This is a genomic window from Streptomyces sp. NP-1717, from assembly GCF_022695985.1.
GTDB lineage: Bacteria > Actinomycetota > Actinomycetes > Streptomycetales > Streptomycetaceae > Streptomyces.
This window is the reverse complement of sequence record NZ_JAAPBF010000001.1, coordinates 53,967-69,313: the sequence shown is the minus strand read 5'-3', so window position 1 is coordinate 69,313 and position 15,347 is coordinate 53,967. Positions and strand designations below refer to the sequence as shown.

Below are 15,347 nucleotides of genomic sequence, written 5' to 3'. Positions count from 1 at the left end.
CCCATGGCAGTCGACCTCTACGAGGCCCTCGGCGTGCCGCGCACCGCGAGCACCGAGGAGATCCAGCAGGCGTACCGCGCCCGTGCCCGGAAGTACCACCCGGACATCAACAAGGACCCCGGCGCCGAGGAACGCTTCAAGGAACTCAACGAGGCGTACAGCGTGCTGTCCGACCCGAAGACCCGCGCGCGCTACGACCGGTTCGGCGCCGACTTCCGGCAGATACCGGAAGGCTACGAGGAGTACGGCGCCTACGGCGGGCGCGTGGCGGCCGGAGCGGGCGCGGGCGGCGGAGGCAGGCCCGGCGGCGGGGGACGGGCACGTTACGTCCGGGGGTACGGCGACGGCGGCGGTCCCTTCGGCGGCGCCGAGGGGCCTGGCGGAATCGACTTCGAAGACCTCTTCGGCGGGATGTTCGGCGCGCGGGGAGCGCGAGGCGGGATGCCCGGCGCCGACCAGGAGGCCGAACTGCGCCTCACCGTCGAGGAGGCGTACCGCGGCGGCCACCGCGGCGTCACCCTCGGCGGGCCCGGGGGGCAGCGGACGTACGACGTCAACATCCCGCGCGGCGTCACCGACGGGCAGCGGATCCGCCTCGCCGGACAGGGCGGCCGGGGCAGCGGCGACGGACCCGCGGGCGACCTCTATCTGAGGGTGCGCCTCGCGCCCCACGACACCTTCCGCGTCCAGGGCCGCGACCTCTCCGTCCAACTCCCGCTCACCCCCTGGGAAGCCGCGCTCGGAGCGACCCTGCCCGTCCCCACACCGCAGGGCACCGCCAAGGTCACCGTCCCGGCCGGTTCCTCCAGCGGACGCCGGCTCCGGCTGCGCGGCCAGGGCCTGCCCAACCCGCGCGGACCGGACGGCGACCTCTACGCCGAACTGCGGATCACCGTGCCGCCGCACCCCACCGACCGTGAGCGCGACCTCTTCGAACAGCTCGCCGGAGCCTCCGACTTCGACCCGAGGAGGACATCGTGACCACCCGACGGCGCACCGTCTACGCGCTGGTGCCGCTCCCCGGGCTCTCGCTGGAGACCGTCGCCCGCCGATCGGGGCTGCACCCCGACACCGTGCGCAAGTTCGTCGCCCTCGGACTGCTCGACGCCCGCCGGGAGGCGTCCGGGCGGCTCCGGTTCGCCGAGAGCGCCCCGCTCGACCTCGCCCGTCTGGAACGGCTCAGGGTCGGCCTCTGCCTCAACTACGCCTCGCTCGGCGTGGTGGTCGACCTCCTCGACCGCATCAGCCGCCTCGAAACAGCGCTGCGCCGCAGCGGTACCGGGAGTGATCAGCAGCCATGGACATGAACCGGCTCACCCAGAAGTCCCAGGAAGCCCTCCAGGACGCCCAGACCGTGGCCCTGCGGCTCGGGCAGAACGAGACCGACGGCGACCATCTGCTGCTCGCCCTCCTGGACCAGCGGGACGGACTCGTACCCCGGCTGCTGGACCAGGCGGGCGCCGACACCGCAGCGCTGCGCACCGACGTGGAGGCCGAACTCGCCCGCAGGCCCCGGAGCACCGGCCCCGGAACGACGCCCGGACAGGTCTTCGTCACCCAGCGCCTCAGCCGGCTGCTGGACACCGCCGAACAGGAGGCGCACCGGCTCAAGGACGAGTACGTCTCCGTCGAACACCTCGTGCTCGCCCTCGCCGGCGAGGGCTCCGCCACCCCCGCCGGCCGCCTCCTCAAGGAGCACGGCGTCACCACGGACGCCTTCCTGGCCGCGCTCACCCGGGTCCGCGGCAACCAGCGCGTGACCTCCGCGACTCCCGAAGGGGCGTACGAGGCACTGGAGAAGTACGGCCGTGACCTGGTCGCCGAGGCCCGTGAGGGCACACTCGACCCGGTCATCGGCCGCGACGCCGAGATCCGCCGCGTCACCCAGATCCTCAGCCGCAAACGGAAGAACAACCCCGTCCTCATCGGTGACCCCGGAGTCGGCAAGACGGCCGTCGTGGAAGGACTCGCCCAGCGCATCGTGCGCGGCGACGTCCCCGAAGGGCTCCGCGACAAGACCGTCTTCTCCCTCGACATGGGGTCCCTGGTCGCGGGCGCCAAATACCGCGGGGAGTTCGAGGAACGCCTCAAGGCCGTACTGAACGAGGTCAAGGCAGCCGCCGGGCGCATCCTGCTCTTCGTGGACGAACTGCACACCGTGGTCGGCGCCGGAGGCGGCCCCGAAGGAGCGATGGACGCGGGCAACATGCTCAAGCCCATGCTCGCCCGGGGCGAACTCCATATGATCGGCGCCACCACCCTGGACGAGTACCGTCGGCACATTGAGTCCGACGGCGCCCTCGAACGGCGCTTCCAGCAGGTGCTCGTGGACGAACCGAGCGTCGAGGACACCGTCTCCATCCTCCGCGGCCTGCGCGAGCGGCTGGAGGTCTTCCACGGCGTACGGATCCAGGACACCGCGCTGGTCGCGGCGGCCACCCTCAGCCACCGCTACATCTCCGACCGCTTCCTCCCGGACAAGGCCATCGACCTCGTGGACGAGGCCTGTGCCCGGCTGCGTACCGAGATCGACTCCATGCCCGCCGCACTGGACGAGATCACCCGCCGGGTGACCCGACTGGAGATCGAGGAGGCCGCGCTCTCCAAGGAGCCGGACGCCGCGAGCCAGGTCCGGCTCGGTGAACTGCGCCGCGAGCTCGCCGATCTGCGCGGCGAGGCCGATGCCGCGCACGCGCAGTGGGAAGCCGAGCGCCAGGCCATCCGCCGGGTCCAGGACCTGCGCCAGGAGCTCGAACAGGTACGGCGCGAGGCGGCGGAGGCCGAACGGAACTACGACCTCGACCGGGCCGCCGAACTGCGCTACGGCAGGACAGCCGACCTGGAGCGCCGGCTCGCGGCCGAGGAGGAACAACTCGCCGTCAAGCAGGGCGAGACCAGCCTGCTCCGGGAGGTGGTCACCGAGGACGAGATCGCCGAGATCGTGGCCGCCTGGACCGGCATCCCCGTCACACGGCTCCAGGAGGGCGAGCGCGAGAAACTGCTGCGCCTGGACGAGATACTCCAGGAGCGCGTCATCGGCCAGGACGAGGCCGTCCGGCTGGTCGCCGACGCCATCATCCGGGCCCGCTCCGGCATCCGTGACCCGCGCAGGCCCATCGGGTCGTTCATCTTCCTGGGACCGACCGGAGTGGGGAAGACCGAACTCGCCAAGACGCTCGCCGCGGCCCTCTTCGACTCCGAGGAGAACATGGTCCGCCTGGACATGAGCGAGTACCAGGAGCGGCACACGGTCAGCAGGCTCGTCGGCGCGCCTCCCGGCTACGTCGGATACGAGGAGGGCGGCCAGCTCACCGAGGCGGTGCGCCGCAAGCCGTACTCCGTCGTCCTGTTCGACGAGATCGAGAAGGCCCACGCCGACGTCTTCAACACCCTGCTTCAGATCCTGGACGACGGCCGCATCACCGACGCCCAGGGCAGGACGGTCGACTTCCGCAACACGGTGATCATCATGACGTCCAACATCGGTTCCTCCTATCTGCTGGACGGCGCCACCGCCGACGGTGAGATCAGGCCCGAGGCGCGCGAACTCGTGACGGCCGAGCTGCGCGGCCACTTCCGCCCCGAATTCCTCAACCGGGTGGACGACATCGTGCTCTTCAAGCCGCTGGGCCTCGACCGGATCGAGCGCATCGTGGAGCTCCAGTTCAACGAACTGCGCGAGCGCCTGGGGATACGCCGGATCGGCGTCGACCTCACCCCGCACGCCCGCGAACTCATCGCCCACCAGGGCTTCGACCCGGTCTACGGCGCCAGGCCGCTGCGCCGCTACATCTCCCACGAGGTCGAGACCCTCATCGGCCGGGCCCTGCTGCGCGGGGACGTCGAGGACGGCGAGACGATCCTGGTCGACGCCCAGAACGGCGAACTGGTCGTGACGTTCGCGGGGAGCCGGAAGCGCGAGACCGCCGGCGTCTGACGGCCGATGCCATGGGTACGGCCCGATCAGGTGCGCGTCGTCCCGCGCCACGACCTCCACGAGGAGGTCGTACGCGCCCGGCGGTGGCCACCCTCATACCGGGGTGGCCGCCGGTACGTCGATCGTCGCCGCGAGTCCCTTGACCACCTCGGACGCCATCACCGCCTGACCGGACGTCGAGAAGTGGATCCGGTCGGCGCTCAGCAGGTCCGGACGGGCGTTGAGCGGGTGGTCCCACATGTCGACGAGGACCACGTCGTGCTCCGCGGCCAGGGCCTCGGTGACGGCGTTGAGCGTCCGCACCCGTTGGGGGAAGTCGGGGAACGCCGGCACGTCGAAGGCCCTGCCGAGGGTGAACGTCGTCAGCCGCGCCCCGGTCCCCGCCGCCCGCTCGAAGACGCGCCGCGCCGTGCGCTCGATGACCGCGAAGTCGGGCCGCCGCCGGAACAAGTCGTTGGCACCGCAGGAGATATGGAGCAGGTCCGGGGCGAACGCGACGATCTCGTCCATCTGTTGGTCCAGCGTGTCGGACGTGGTGGCTCCGATCGTGCCGGTGTTCAGATACGCCAGCTCCGGACAGACGCGGCGCAGGGCGTCGGCGACCCGGCCGCACCAGGGCAGGCTCGCGTAGCCGGGGCTCGGGTCGCCGGTCCCGGCGGCCAGACTGTCGCCGGCCACCGCGAACCGCCGCCAGGGGGCCCCGGTGAGAAGCCCCGCGGCGCGCGCCGGTGAGAGGCAGAGGGGATCGGTCTCTTCGGTGAGGGGGTTCGCCGCTGTCGTCATGGCATAAAAGTACGATCGATCGTGCGTGCATTGCAAGGAGTCGGGATTTCCGAAATGTCGGCGTGTCGCGAGCCGGAAGGCTGCCGGGGTGCCGGAAGTCCCGCTATTGGTACGGACCTTGACGCGGTTCGCTGGTATCCCTACGGTGACGAGTCGGCTCCAGTGTTCACAAGCTCGTCCCCTGTTCGCATATGAGACCCCACGTTTCTCTCCGCAGGAAGGCGCTTGCGATGCGTACCCGAAGGCTGCTCCCCACCCTCCTCGCCGTCGCCACGACGGCCGGCGTGCTGTCCGTGGCCGCCGCACCCGCCCACGCGGCGGTCATCGACGTGAAGACCGCCGCCGAACTCAAGGCGGCGCTCACCGCCGCCCGTCCCGGCGACACGATCCAGCTCGCGGACGGCAACTACACCGGAAACTTCAAGGCGCTGGTCGCCGGGACCGCCAACTCCCGGATCACGCTCACCGGTTCGGAGAAGGCCGTACTCAACGCGGGCGGCGGGTACGTACTGCACCTCAACGGCGCCTCGTACTGGACCGTGAAGGGCATCACCCTCACCGGCGCGCAGAAGGGGATCATGGCGGACGGTGCCGCCGGCGTCGTCATCGACTCCGTCGTCGTGCACGACCTGGACATGGAAGGCGTCCACTTCCGCAACTCCAGCCGCGACGGCGTCATCAAGAACTCCCGTATCCACGACACCGGCAACGACGGCCGGGGCATGGGCGAAGGCGTGTACGTCGGCTCGGCCGGCGGCACCTCCGACAAGAGCGACAACACACAGATCATCGGCAACACGATCGGTCCCGACGTCGGCGGCGAGGCCATCGACATCAAGGAGGGCACCACCGGAGCGAAGATCATCGGGAACATCTTCGACGGCCGCGGGCTGACCGGTGCCAACTTCGACGACTCCTGGGTCGACGTGAAGGGCAACAACACGCTCGTCGAGAACAACACCGGGAAGAACACCACCAACAACGGCTTCGAGACCCACACCCAGCAGCCGGGCTGGGGCTGCGGCACCGTCTTCCGGGGCAACAGGTCGGATCTCACCGGCGCCACCGGCGACAAGCAGCTCGCCATCAACGTCACCGCCGACACCGCCGGCTGCCGCACCACGGTGCACTCGAACAACACGGTCACCGGCGGGCGCGGCCTGACGAACATCGCCATCACTCCCTGACGACCGGGTCCGTCCTCGGCCGCCGCACGAGCGGTGCTCGCGGTCCTTCCGGCGACCGAGGACGGACCGGCCACGGCCTCACCCTTCCGGCGACCTGCCGGGCGGCACATCGCACAGATCGTCCAGGACGAACGCCTTCGCCCGCTTCTGGAGCAGTCGCTCCGCCTCCAGCTGGGCGAGCAGACCGTCGAGCACCGCCTCGTCCCGCGGATTCTCCAGAAACTCCAGCACCGCCCGCTGGAAGGCACCCCGCAGCGTCGACGGCATGGCATCGGAGGCGTCGAGGCAGATCCGCTCCGCGTCGTTGAGTATCCGCAGGATCTCCCTCGACGCCGGGGTCGCGCCCTTCGCTCCCGCCGCACCGGACGGGAAGAACGGCTGCTCCTCCGGTTCCGCCGCCCTGACCCATTCGTTCCGGGCACTCTGCGAGGTGAGTTCGATCACCAACTCCCACGCCGCGTCGCTCGGTTTGAACACCGCCGCCATGTCACCCGACACCTCGAACGCGTTCTGGTCCGCGGGCAGCCCCTTGACGAAGTCGGAGGTCGGGGCAGGCATCACGTCGAGACCGTAATGGCGGCGGGCGAAGGAACCCTGATGCTCGCGTGTGCAGTAGCCGGGCTTGTTCAGCAGCCCGAACCGGTCCTTGCCGAGACTCTCGAACGGTCTGGTGATCGCCTCCTTGGCGTTGTCCACATCGGTGGTGAGCAGGGCGGCCCAGTCCTGCCACGCCCGTTTCACCCGCTTGTCGGTCCACGCCAGGGCGCCGGTGGCCCACCGCTCGTACGCGTCGGGGCCCTCCCGCTGCAGCAGCAGGTCCTCGATCCAGTCCGTGCCAGGCCACCCCGACGTCGCACCCGACGCCATGCCCAGGCACCACACGGCGTCCTCGTCCGCCGCCCTCTCCTCGCCCGCCCTGCTCCAGACGATGGACTTGAGATCCACCCGCACCGGCACCCAGTAGGCGCGCTCCTGCATGTCCCCGTGCTTGTCCGCGACACTGATACGCGGGGCCCACGGCTCTATGGCCCGGCCCACCACGTCCGAGGGGAGCGGCTGGGCGTCCCCCTCGAACGCGTACTCGGCCAACTCGCCGGGGCCGTTGAGGATCGCCACGTCGGGCGGCGACTCCGTCCGTAACTGCGCGACCAGCGTCTCCCGCAGCGAGCGCGTGCCCTCGTACACATAGTGCTTGCCGTTCTTCCTGCCCATCTCCTGGAGCATCTTCTTGAAAGGAGCCTCCTCGCCGCCGGTCCACGGACCGAGCACCACCAGCGTCGGCTTCTCCTCGGCCGCGCAGCCCGCGGACACGACGGCCACCCCGGCGAGCAGGGCACCCGCCAGCGCCGAGCGGACGATTCCGTAGCGTGCCCTCACGGCGCCCTCCAGAGGATCTGCAAGTGCTTGCGGCCGTAGTGGAACAGCGTGAATCCGGACGCCACCGCGCCCACCGCCCCGACGGCCAGGGCGAGTTCGGCGGCCAGCGTCCACGCCCCCGGGTGCGTGCCGCGCAGATCGACGGCCAATTCCTCCTCCAGTACCTCGATCCGGTTACCGGCCGCCGGCGTCGCGCTCACCGCGGCCAGTTCGACTCCCGCCGCCGCCACCTTCCGCTGAGCGTGCTGCTGACCGGCCGCCCCGAGCACCAGTACGCCCAGTGCCAGCAGGACCGGCAGCGCGTACAGCGTCAGCAACGGGCTGCGCACCCGTAGCTGCGCCAGGACGAAGTCGAGCGTCCCGACGACGGCGGACACGAAGACCAGCACGGCCAGCAGCGCGGCCCACGCCGTCACGGTGGAGAGCCCGGTCCAGCCCGACAGTTCCGACGCGTCCGCTCTCAACTCCCCTTCGAGAGCCCGGATGCGGTAGAGGACGGTGGTGTCATCGGATGACTTGGGCGGGGCGCCCAGCAGGCTCGCGGCGTAGTCCAGTCCCGCCGTACGCAGCACCTCGCTGTCGTGGTGGCTGCCGGCCCAGCCGATCCAGTCGTCGTAGGCCACCACCAGCCCCGACACCACACGGACCTCCTGTTCCTGTTCGGCGCGCAGCGCCTTCGTCTGGGCCGCGTTGTTGAGGCTCTGCGCCGCTTCGGTCAGCAGTGACGGGTACCTCTCCCCGAGCCCGACGAGATCGGTCTGGAGCAGCGGCTCTCCGTCGTCCCCGCGGAGGCGCAGCGACGCCTCCTTGTGCGCCAGATCCAACGACGTTCTGGCATGGGCCAGTTCGACCATCGCGGGGGCGTAGCGCTCACGCAACTGTTCCGTACGGCCGTCGAGGTCCAGATACGCCGTCCCGGCCAGCGCCAGGACCGTCAGGGCGAGCGCCGGGAGCAGCAGCATGCGGCTGAACAGGAACGGAGCCGTATGACGTCGCCGACCCGTGGGCGTACGGCCCGAGGACCTGCGCCACAACGGCAGCCACACCGACCGCCATACGGCGGACCCGGCCGACCTCCCGGCCGTCAGGGCGGACCGCAGCCACGAACGCACGGCGGACCGGCGGCCCATCAACGCTCCCCGGTGAAGGCGTTCCAGCGGTCGTCGCCCATGCCCCCGGTGTCCGGCACCTGCGACCGGTCCGCCCGGCCGCCCAGCAGGCCCCGCAGCCGGCCCGGCCGCCAGCCCCGCAGCCGGCCCTGACGCCGCTCACCCCGGTTGTGGCTGAACGCGAACGGGCGGGTGCGGTACGCGTTGTCGAGCAGGGCCCTCTCCAAATGGGTGTGCTCGCGCAGCGCGGTGCGCGGCACCTGCTCCGAGAGCCGCTCGTAACCGGCGCCCAACTGCTCCCGCAGATCGTGTTCGGTGAGGGGGATGGGGATGTCCTTGTCCAGCGACTCACGGAGCGCGCGCAGCGGGTCCGGCTCCGGGGCTGTCACGACCAGCCGGAGCAGCAGCTCCAACAGGTCGGTGCGCAGCCGCTCCTGGGCGTGACGGTCCGTCAGCCCCTCGTATCGGGCGAGCCGGTGGAGCGCAACGCACGCCTGCTTCGCGGCGTCCACGCTCGGCGGACCACCTTCGGCCGGCAGATCGGCGTGGATCCGCACCATGCCGGTGCGGGCGGCGGTGCGGTGCCGCGAGTCGGGGGGAACGGCTTCGAGCCGGGCGAGGGCCGGACCGCTGTCGCCGTCGGCCAGATGGATACGGGCCAGCCCGAAGGCCGCACTGCCGAGCGCGTGGTTGCGCTTCCACACCGCGCCGTAGAAGACCATCGCCTCCTCCGGCCGGTCGAGGATCTCGTAGCAGTAGCCGAGCGCGAGCTTGGGCGCGTACTCGCCGGGAATCGCCGCGTAGACCCCGTCGAAGGACCGGAGCGCCGACTCGACGTCGTCGGCGGCGAGCTGGAGCAACCCCCGGTGCCAGCGCAGCCGCCAGTCGTACTCGGCCAGTGGGCCGACGGCGGCCTCGGCCCGCCTCAGCTCGGCGGTGGCGGACGCCAGCCCCGTGCCCGCGCCGGCCGGCTGGTAGCGGGCGACCTCCAGATGGAGACGGCAGCGCAGGAGGGCCAGTTCGGGGGAGAGCTGCCAGTCGGCGCTGAGCTGGAGCAGACCTGCCGGATCGTCGTACGACGTGCGCTGAAGCTCCTTCCAGTTGGGGTCCTGTCTGCTCGGTCTCGGTACGGGCAGGCCGACGGCCACCTCGGCGGGGCGCGGCGGCCGTATCGTCAGCGGCCGTTTGTGGTTGCCCCCGTGCCGCCACTGTTCGAGCGGCGGTGCCTTGCCGAGTTCGCCGTCGAGCGCGGTGGGTGCGACCGAGAACAGCGGCGACGGCTCGAACGTCTCCTCGCCGAGGCGCAGCGAGCGCAGCTCGCGCAGCACACCGTGGAGTTGGACGGCCATCTCCCGCGCGTCGGCGAACCGGTCCCCGGGGCGCGCCGCCTGCGCCCTGTTCAGGACACGCTGGAGTGAGGTCGTACCGAGGTCGACGGGATGGGTGGGGACCCGGTCGAAGAGTTCCTGGAGGACGGCTCCGACCGCGAACAGGTCGGCCGCCACCGTCACTTCGGTGGATGTGCCGAGTTCGGGCGCCCGATAGGTGACGGGGCCCGCGTGCCCGATTCTCCGTACGCCCGCGACGTCGATGAGTTTGATGCCGTTGCCGCAGTGGATGACATTGGTGAGGGAGAGATCGCCGTAGACGAAGCCCTCCTCTTCGTGCAGATAGCTGAGCGCGTCCAGGATCCGCAGGCCGTAGGCGGCGATGAACTCATGGACGCGATAGCCGTCGAACGGTGCCTCGTCGCGCGCGATCTGCTCGGCGACCCACTGGAGAGGCGCGCCGTCGGCGAACTCCATCACGATGAACCGGGCGTTGTTCGCCGGGTGTCCGGGCCGGTCGGGGCGGCCGGGATGCCGGGCGTAGTTGAACACCTTGATGATGGACGGGTGGTTGAGACTGACCAGCCGCAGCAGTTCGAGGCGGGAGATCCGCCGGTCGGTCGCGTCGCCGGGGTCCCGTGCGCCCTTCAGGGCCACCGGGCGGTTCTCCAGCATCTGGTCACGGGCGAGATACACCTGCCCGAAACTCCCCTCCCCGAGCAGCCCGACGACCTTGTACTGCTGGTGCAGCTCCTGGCCGCGTACGAGGCCGGACTCGGAGTCCTTCGGCGCCTCCGCCTCGGGCTCGACGAACGTGTCGGGGTCCTCGACGGCGATGTGCGGCAGATCGGTGAGGCCGTCACCGGGCGGAGTCACCACGTACTCGCCCGGTGCGTAGGGGCGGTCGAGGAGACGTACGGCGGATCCCGTGCGCTGGATGGCGTCCTCGACGTCGATGTCGAGCAGGAACAGGTCGTGGGCGAGGGCGGCGCTCCGGCGCGGGATCTCGCCGTCCGTCCGCAACTCGGCCAGCCGCGCGGCCAGTCGGCGGTGGACCGGCCGCGGCGCGTCGGTGATGCGCGGGACACCGGGGTGCGCGCTGAGCCTGCGGAACCTCCGCTCCAGCTCGGCGAGCACGTCGAGCCGCGCGGCGGCGGCCGTCGTGCGGCGCTCGGCCCAGCCGTCGTCGAGCAGGGTGTCCACAACGCGTTCGAGCGACGGGGAGCCGGGGTCGCGGAAGACGAGCAGCAGCCGGGTCTGTCCGCTCGCCCGTAACGCCCTGAGCAGGGGTATCGCGGCCTCGCCGGTCGGGGCCGTCCGGTCGACGGAGAGGAACGCGGCGGCGATCGGCGGGCTGTCCCCGGCGATCCGGGCCAGGGCGCGGTCGTGGTCCTCGGGTCCGCCGGGTCTCTCTGATCCGGCCTGGCCGGCCGGGTCCGCGAGCCCGATGCGTTCGGCGGTGAGCGCGATGAGCTGACCGGCCGTCAGATCTGCTGTGTCCACGGCGATGTCGATCGAACCGGCGGGCGGTTCGGAGCCGCCGCCCGTACCCGTCGGGCGCGGATTGCGTTCGCGGTCGGCGAGGTTGAGGGTGGCGTGGATCGCCGCCATGTCGTCGTGCCGGTCGTCGCGGGCGAAGATCACCTCCACCGGCTCCGTGGTCGCGCGCCTGCCGCCCGCCGGGTCGGCCCCGGACACCGGATCCGAGACCGGGGCGGGGGTCGTGCCCGTCGTGCCCGTCGCCGGAACCGAGTCGATGAGCCAGTGGGTCACCTTGCGGCGCAGTCCGAGAGCGCGGGCCGAACCGCTTCCGGGCGGATCGCGCGGGATGGTGGGCGACAGGGCGGGAGCCCCCGTCACCCGCAACTTGGCCGACCGATCCGCCTGTGGGTGCCGCAGGACCGACAGATAGCGCAGGATGGTGTCGGTCGGGATCATGTACGCGTGGCTGACCGCGACCGGGTACTGCTCGGTCCCGAACTGGTGGACCAGGATGCCGAGTACGTCACCCGATCCGGTGACCACACCGCTGCCGCTGTACCCGTGGCGCACCGCGTACGACCCTCCGTCCGGATCGAGTTGGACCCACTCGGGGTAGCGCGCGGGGCCACCCAGCCCCATGAGGCGGGCGTCGATGCGCTCACCACCGGGCAGCCGGTCCGTGTAGCCGACCGCGTGCACCGATGTGCCGCGCGAGGGGACACGGCGGTGCAGTACGGCGGTCTCCACCGGTGGCACGGCGGCCAGCCGCAGCAGGGCGATGTCGCCGCTGAACCGCGAGGTCGGCGGGGCGAGATGCTCGGCCAGCACCTCGGCGCGCAGCCGCACGGGCGGGTGCGCCGGAGCGGCGGGGAACTCCGCGTAGAGGGTGTCGACCGGCCGCGGCGGACCACCGCGTCGGCCCGATCCCCCTGAACCGTCCGTCCCGCGCCGGGGTTTGGCCAGCACCACATGGGCACAGGTGAGCACCAGCCCACCCGGCAGCAGCACCCCGGCGCCGAGCGGTGAGGCGGTGCCGCTCTCGTCCTGGGCCAGCCGGACGCGCCAAGCGCCCTCCCACGAGCTGGAGTTGGAAGTGGCTTCGGGCTCCCTCATACTGCACAACAATAGCCACGGGGGGTGACAAGTCGCCCTCGCTGCGTAACGGGAGGATCGAAATGGGCGCGGGTGACGGGCGTGGCGCACGTGGTGGGCACGGCGGTGCGGAGACCGCCGGTCTCGCCGAGGTGATCGGCCGGATCCGCGAGGAGCTGGAAGAGGCGCAGCGCGACGGCCGCGAGAGCAGACTCCAGTTCCGGGTGGAGCGCGTGCACGTCGAATTCGCGGTGCAGGTAAGGCGCGAGGGCACCGGCAAGGCGGGGCTGAACATCGGCGTCATCACGGCCGAGGCGGGCGGGACGGCGTCGAGCGAGAACCTGCACCGGATCGAGATCGAGCTGATGCCGCACGACAGGGACGAGCGCCCGGAGGGCCCCGGGATCAGCATCGGTGGCCCGAGCTAGCTCGGGAGCGTGCCGTCGGGTTGTCGTACGGGCCGACGGCACGTACGACAACCCGGCGGCGACATCGGCCGAGAGGTCAGCCGACCGCGTCCGACTGCGACATCAGGGCCGGCGCCGGCAGGATCACTTCCCGTTCGATGCCGCCGCTCTCGTGGCCGCTCACCGACCAGGTGCCGAGGGCGAGTTCGGCGGTGATGCCGGGACCGAAGCCCGCGATCACCCCCCGGGCGCCGTGCTCGGCGCCGCCGTCCTCGAAGAAGCGGTCCAGGGCGTCGAAGATGACGCCGCTGGCGATGTTGCCCCGCTCGGTGAGGGTCGCCCTGCTGTAGCGGAACATCTCCGCCGGTACGTCGAGGTAGTGGCAGAGGTCGTCCAGGATCCTGGGCCCGCCGGCGTGCACGATGTAGAAGTCGAGTCCGGAGACGTCCCAGTCGTGCGGCTCGGCCATCTCCCGCATGGCGGGGGCGAGTACGGACATGGTGCCGGGCACGCGCTTGTCGAGCATGAAGTGGAAGCCGGTGTCGCGGACCGCGTAGGAGATCCAGTCCTCCGTCTCCGGCACCAGATGGGACCCGTTGCGCTCCAGCCGCACGCCCGTGCCGCCCTCGCCCCGGACCACCGCGGCGGCGACGGCGTCGCCGAAGAGGCCGTTGGAGAGCAGATTGCCCACGGCGAGATCCGTCGGCTGGTAGCACAGCGAGCAGAACTCACAGGCCACGATCAGCACGTTCGACTCCGGGTACGCGGAGCAGAAGTCGTGCGCGCGGTTGATCGCCGCGCCGCCCGCGGCGCACCCCAGCTGAGCGATCGGCAGCTGCCGGGTGTTCGATCCGAAGCCCATCGTGTTGATGAGCCACGCGGTCATCGAGGGCATCATGAAGCCCGTGCACGACACGTAGACGATCATGTCGATGTCCCGCGGCGTGAGTTCGGCGTGGGCCAGGGCCCGCTCCGCGACCTCGGGCACCCTGGCCTTCGCCTCCACCTCGTAGGCGTCGTTCCGGGCGGTGAATCCGGGATGGCGGAGGGTCTCCTCGATGGGCCGCACCAGACGTCTGGTGCGCACGCCCGTGTTGCTGATCAGCCGTACGGCGAGGTCGAGTTGAGGGTGATCGGGATGCAGCGACCGCGCCAGCTCCACGGTCTGTTCCATGGTGATGACGTGGTCGGGGACGGCGATGGCGGGCCTGCACAGAGTTGCCATGATCAGCTCCTTACCAGGTGACCGGCAGGGCGAGCGGGTATCGCCAGATCGAGACGGTGTTCCACCGCACCTCCTCCGCCGGTACGGCCAGACGAAGGTCGGGGAAACGGTTGAGCAGTGTGCCGATGGAGACCTGGAGCACCATGCGTGCGAGATGGGCGCCCAGGCAGTGGTGGCTGCCCCACCCGAAGGTCATGTGCGGGGCGGGGTCCTCGCGGTCGAAGTCCAGCTCGTCCGGCCGCTCGTAGGCGAGTTCGTCGCGGTTGGCGGTCAGGTAGGACACGTGCACCGTGTCGCCCGCCCTGATGACCACACCGTCGAAGTCGACATCCTCCAGGGCCACACGGGGGATGCCGACTCCCTGGCGGAAGGGGATGTGACGCAGCAGCTCCTCGAGGGCCTGCGGCAGCACCTCGGGCCGGGCGCGCAGATCCGCCGCCAACTCGGGCCGGGTCAGCAGCGTGTAGACGATGTTGCTGATGTTGTACGTCGTGGTGTCGTGGCCGGTGATCACCAGGAGCATGGCCAGCACGGCCAACTCGTCCTCGTCGAGCATCTCGTCGCCGATGCGCGCGGTGGCGAGGGCGCTGATCAGGTCCTCGCCGGGCGCGCGCCGCCGCTCCGCCGTCAGCTCGGAGAAGTAGGCCCGCAGCCACGCCTTCGCTTCGACGGCCGTGTTCCGGTCGGCGGCGTTCATGGACATCATCTCCATGGCGCGCTGCCGCAGTTGGGGGCGGTCCGCCTCCGGCACGTCCAGCAGTTCGCAGATGGTCAGCAGCGGCAGCCGGTCCGCCAGGTGGTCCGCGATGTCGACCGTGGGGCCGCTCGCGGCCATGGCGTCCAGCAGCTCGTCCACGGCCCGCTGTGTCCACGGGCGCAGCGCCTCCACCTGTGGGGTGGTGAAGGCCTTGTTGATCAGCCTGCGCACCCTGTTGAGCGCGGGTGGGTCCATGAGGTTGATCGACTCGGACTGCGCGATGGGCGCCGGGGTGATCCGGGGGAAGTCCCGCCCGACCAGGGCGGCTCGGCTGAAGCGGCGGTCCGAGGTGACGGTCTTCACGTCCTCGTACCGGGTCACCAGCCAGCACTCGCCCTCGCCGTACGGCATGCGTACGCGGGTGACGGGTGCCTCGGTCCGCATCCGGGTCATGAAGGGGTCGGGTTCCAGGGCGTCGTCGTGACGGAAGGGGCAGGTCTGTACTGAGTCAACGCCGGTCATCACAGCACTCCCACAGCGAAGATGGTCACTTACGGTGACGTTGGGCAACCTTGAGTTCATTCCGCATCGGGGGAGCCGCCATGCGCGGAAAATGCCAAGCTCACCTGTACGGGTAACTGGTGGCCCGGGGCACACGTCGCCGTCGCCGTGCGCCCACCTCGAAGGGAGGTGGGCGCACGTTCGGCCATCTGCTTACGGCGC

11 protein-coding genes are annotated in these 15,347 nt (G+C 70.9%); 5 read left to right on the top strand and 6 right to left on the bottom strand.

Annotated elements, in window-relative coordinates:
• Window positions 1-3: 3 nt before the first annotated feature.
• The 3 genes from GXP76_RS00285 to clpB are packed head-to-tail and all read left to right on the top strand — an operon-like array spanning window position 4 to window position 3,937.
• Window positions 4-981 carry a DnaJ C-terminal domain-containing protein gene (locus GXP76_RS00285; protein WP_242569316.1) on the top strand — a complete coding sequence of 326 codons (978 nt, stop codon included), beginning with the start codon at window positions 4-6 and terminating at the stop codon, window positions 979-981.
• Window positions 978-1,307, top strand: coding sequence for a chaperone modulator CbpM (locus tag GXP76_RS00280; protein WP_242569315.1), 330 nt, complete (start codon window positions 978-980; stop codon window positions 1,305-1,307). The genes GXP76_RS00285 and GXP76_RS00280 overlap by 4 nt, the downstream gene beginning before the upstream one ends.
• Complete coding sequence (gene clpB / locus GXP76_RS00275) at window positions 1,298-3,937, top strand: ATP-dependent chaperone ClpB (protein ID WP_242569314.1); 2,640 nt, start codon at window positions 1,298-1,300, stop codon at window positions 3,935-3,937. The genes GXP76_RS00280 and clpB overlap by 10 nt, the downstream gene beginning before the upstream one ends.
• 93 nt (window positions 3,938-4,030) lie before the next feature.
• Here the strand turns inward: clpB and GXP76_RS00270 are convergent, their stop codons facing one another.
• Window positions 4,031-4,720, bottom strand: coding sequence for an SGNH/GDSL hydrolase family protein (locus tag GXP76_RS00270; protein WP_242569313.1), 690 nt, complete (start codon window positions 4,718-4,720; stop codon window positions 4,031-4,033).
• Window positions 4,721-4,950: 230 nt separating this feature from the next.
• On the opposite strand from GXP76_RS00270, the gene GXP76_RS00265 reads away from it, so the two are divergent.
• Complete coding sequence (locus GXP76_RS00265; protein ID WP_242569312.1) at window positions 4,951-5,907, top strand: right-handed parallel beta-helix repeat-containing protein; 957 nt, start codon at window positions 4,951-4,953, stop codon at window positions 5,905-5,907.
• A gap of 78 nt (window positions 5,908-5,985) precedes the next feature.
• Here the strand turns inward: GXP76_RS00265 and GXP76_RS00260 are convergent, their stop codons facing one another.
• From GXP76_RS00260 to GXP76_RS00250, 3 genes are read right to left on the bottom strand one after another with little or no spacing between them, the layout of a single operon-like run.
• Window positions 5,986-7,284 (bottom strand): hypothetical protein, encoded by a 1,299-nt coding sequence (locus GXP76_RS00260; RefSeq protein WP_242569311.1) that lies wholly within the window; start codon window positions 7,282-7,284, stop codon window positions 5,986-5,988.
• Complete coding sequence (locus GXP76_RS00255) at window positions 7,281-8,414, bottom strand: hypothetical protein (protein WP_242569310.1); 1,134 nt, start codon at window positions 8,412-8,414, stop codon at window positions 7,281-7,283. Before GXP76_RS00255 ends, GXP76_RS00260 begins: the two co-directional genes overlap by 4 nt.
• Window positions 8,414-12,316, bottom strand: a complete 3,903-nt coding sequence (locus GXP76_RS00250; protein ID WP_242569309.1) for a tetratricopeptide repeat protein — start codon at window positions 12,314-12,316, stop codon at window positions 8,414-8,416. Before GXP76_RS00250 ends, GXP76_RS00255 begins: the two co-directional genes overlap by 1 nt.
• 62 nt (window positions 12,317-12,378) lie before the next feature.
• Here GXP76_RS00250 and GXP76_RS00245 point away from each other — a divergent pair, with 62 nt between their 5' ends.
• Complete coding sequence (locus GXP76_RS00245; protein ID WP_242569308.1) at window positions 12,379-12,723, top strand: trypco2 family protein; 345 nt, start codon at window positions 12,379-12,381, stop codon at window positions 12,721-12,723.
• 76 nt (window positions 12,724-12,799) lie between these two features.
• Here the strand turns inward: GXP76_RS00245 and GXP76_RS00240 are convergent, their stop codons facing one another.
• Both GXP76_RS00240 and GXP76_RS00235 read right to left on the bottom strand, forming a co-directional pair.
• Window positions 12,800-13,927, bottom strand: a complete 1,128-nt coding sequence (locus GXP76_RS00240; RefSeq protein WP_242569307.1) for a type III polyketide synthase — start codon at window positions 13,925-13,927, stop codon at window positions 12,800-12,802.
• 10 nt (window positions 13,928-13,937) lie between these two features.
• Entirely contained in the window at window positions 13,938-15,146 is a 1,209-nt protein-coding gene (locus GXP76_RS00235; RefSeq protein WP_242569306.1) for a cytochrome P450, read from the bottom strand.
• Window positions 15,147-15,347: the final 201 nt, after the last annotated feature.

What these genes read in the sequence shown, in the direction of transcription:
- GXP76_RS00285 (WP_242569316.1), top strand. Translation starts at nt 4, where the DNA reads ATGGCAGTCGACCTCTACGAGGCCCTCGGCGTGCCGCGCACCGCGAGC.
- clpB (WP_242569314.1), top strand. Translation starts at nt 1,298, where the DNA reads ATGGACATGAACCGGCTCACCCAGAAGTCCCAGGAAGCCCTCCAGGAC.
- GXP76_RS00270 (WP_242569313.1), bottom strand. Translation starts at nt 4,720, where the DNA reads ATGACGACAGCGGCGAACCCCCTCACCGAAGAGACCGATCCCCTCTGC.
- GXP76_RS00265 (WP_242569312.1), top strand. Translation starts at nt 4,951, where the DNA reads ATGCGTACCCGAAGGCTGCTCCCCACCCTCCTCGCCGTCGCCACGACG.
- GXP76_RS00255 (WP_242569310.1), bottom strand. Translation starts at nt 8,414, where the DNA reads ATGGGCCGCCGGTCCGCCGTGCGTTCGTGGCTGCGGTCCGCCCTGACG.
- GXP76_RS00250 (WP_242569309.1), bottom strand. Translation starts at nt 12,316, where the DNA reads ATGAGGGAGCCCGAAGCCACTTCCAACTCCAGCTCGTGGGAGGGCGCT.
- GXP76_RS00245 (WP_242569308.1), top strand. Translation starts at nt 12,379, where the DNA reads ATGGGCGCGGGTGACGGGCGTGGCGCACGTGGTGGGCACGGCGGTGCG.
- GXP76_RS00240 (WP_242569307.1), bottom strand. Translation starts at nt 13,927, where the DNA reads ATGGCAACTCTGTGCAGGCCCGCCATCGCCGTCCCCGACCACGTCATC.
- GXP76_RS00235 (WP_242569306.1), bottom strand. Translation starts at nt 15,146, where the DNA reads ATGACCGGCGTTGACTCAGTACAGACCTGCCCCTTCCGTCACGACGAC.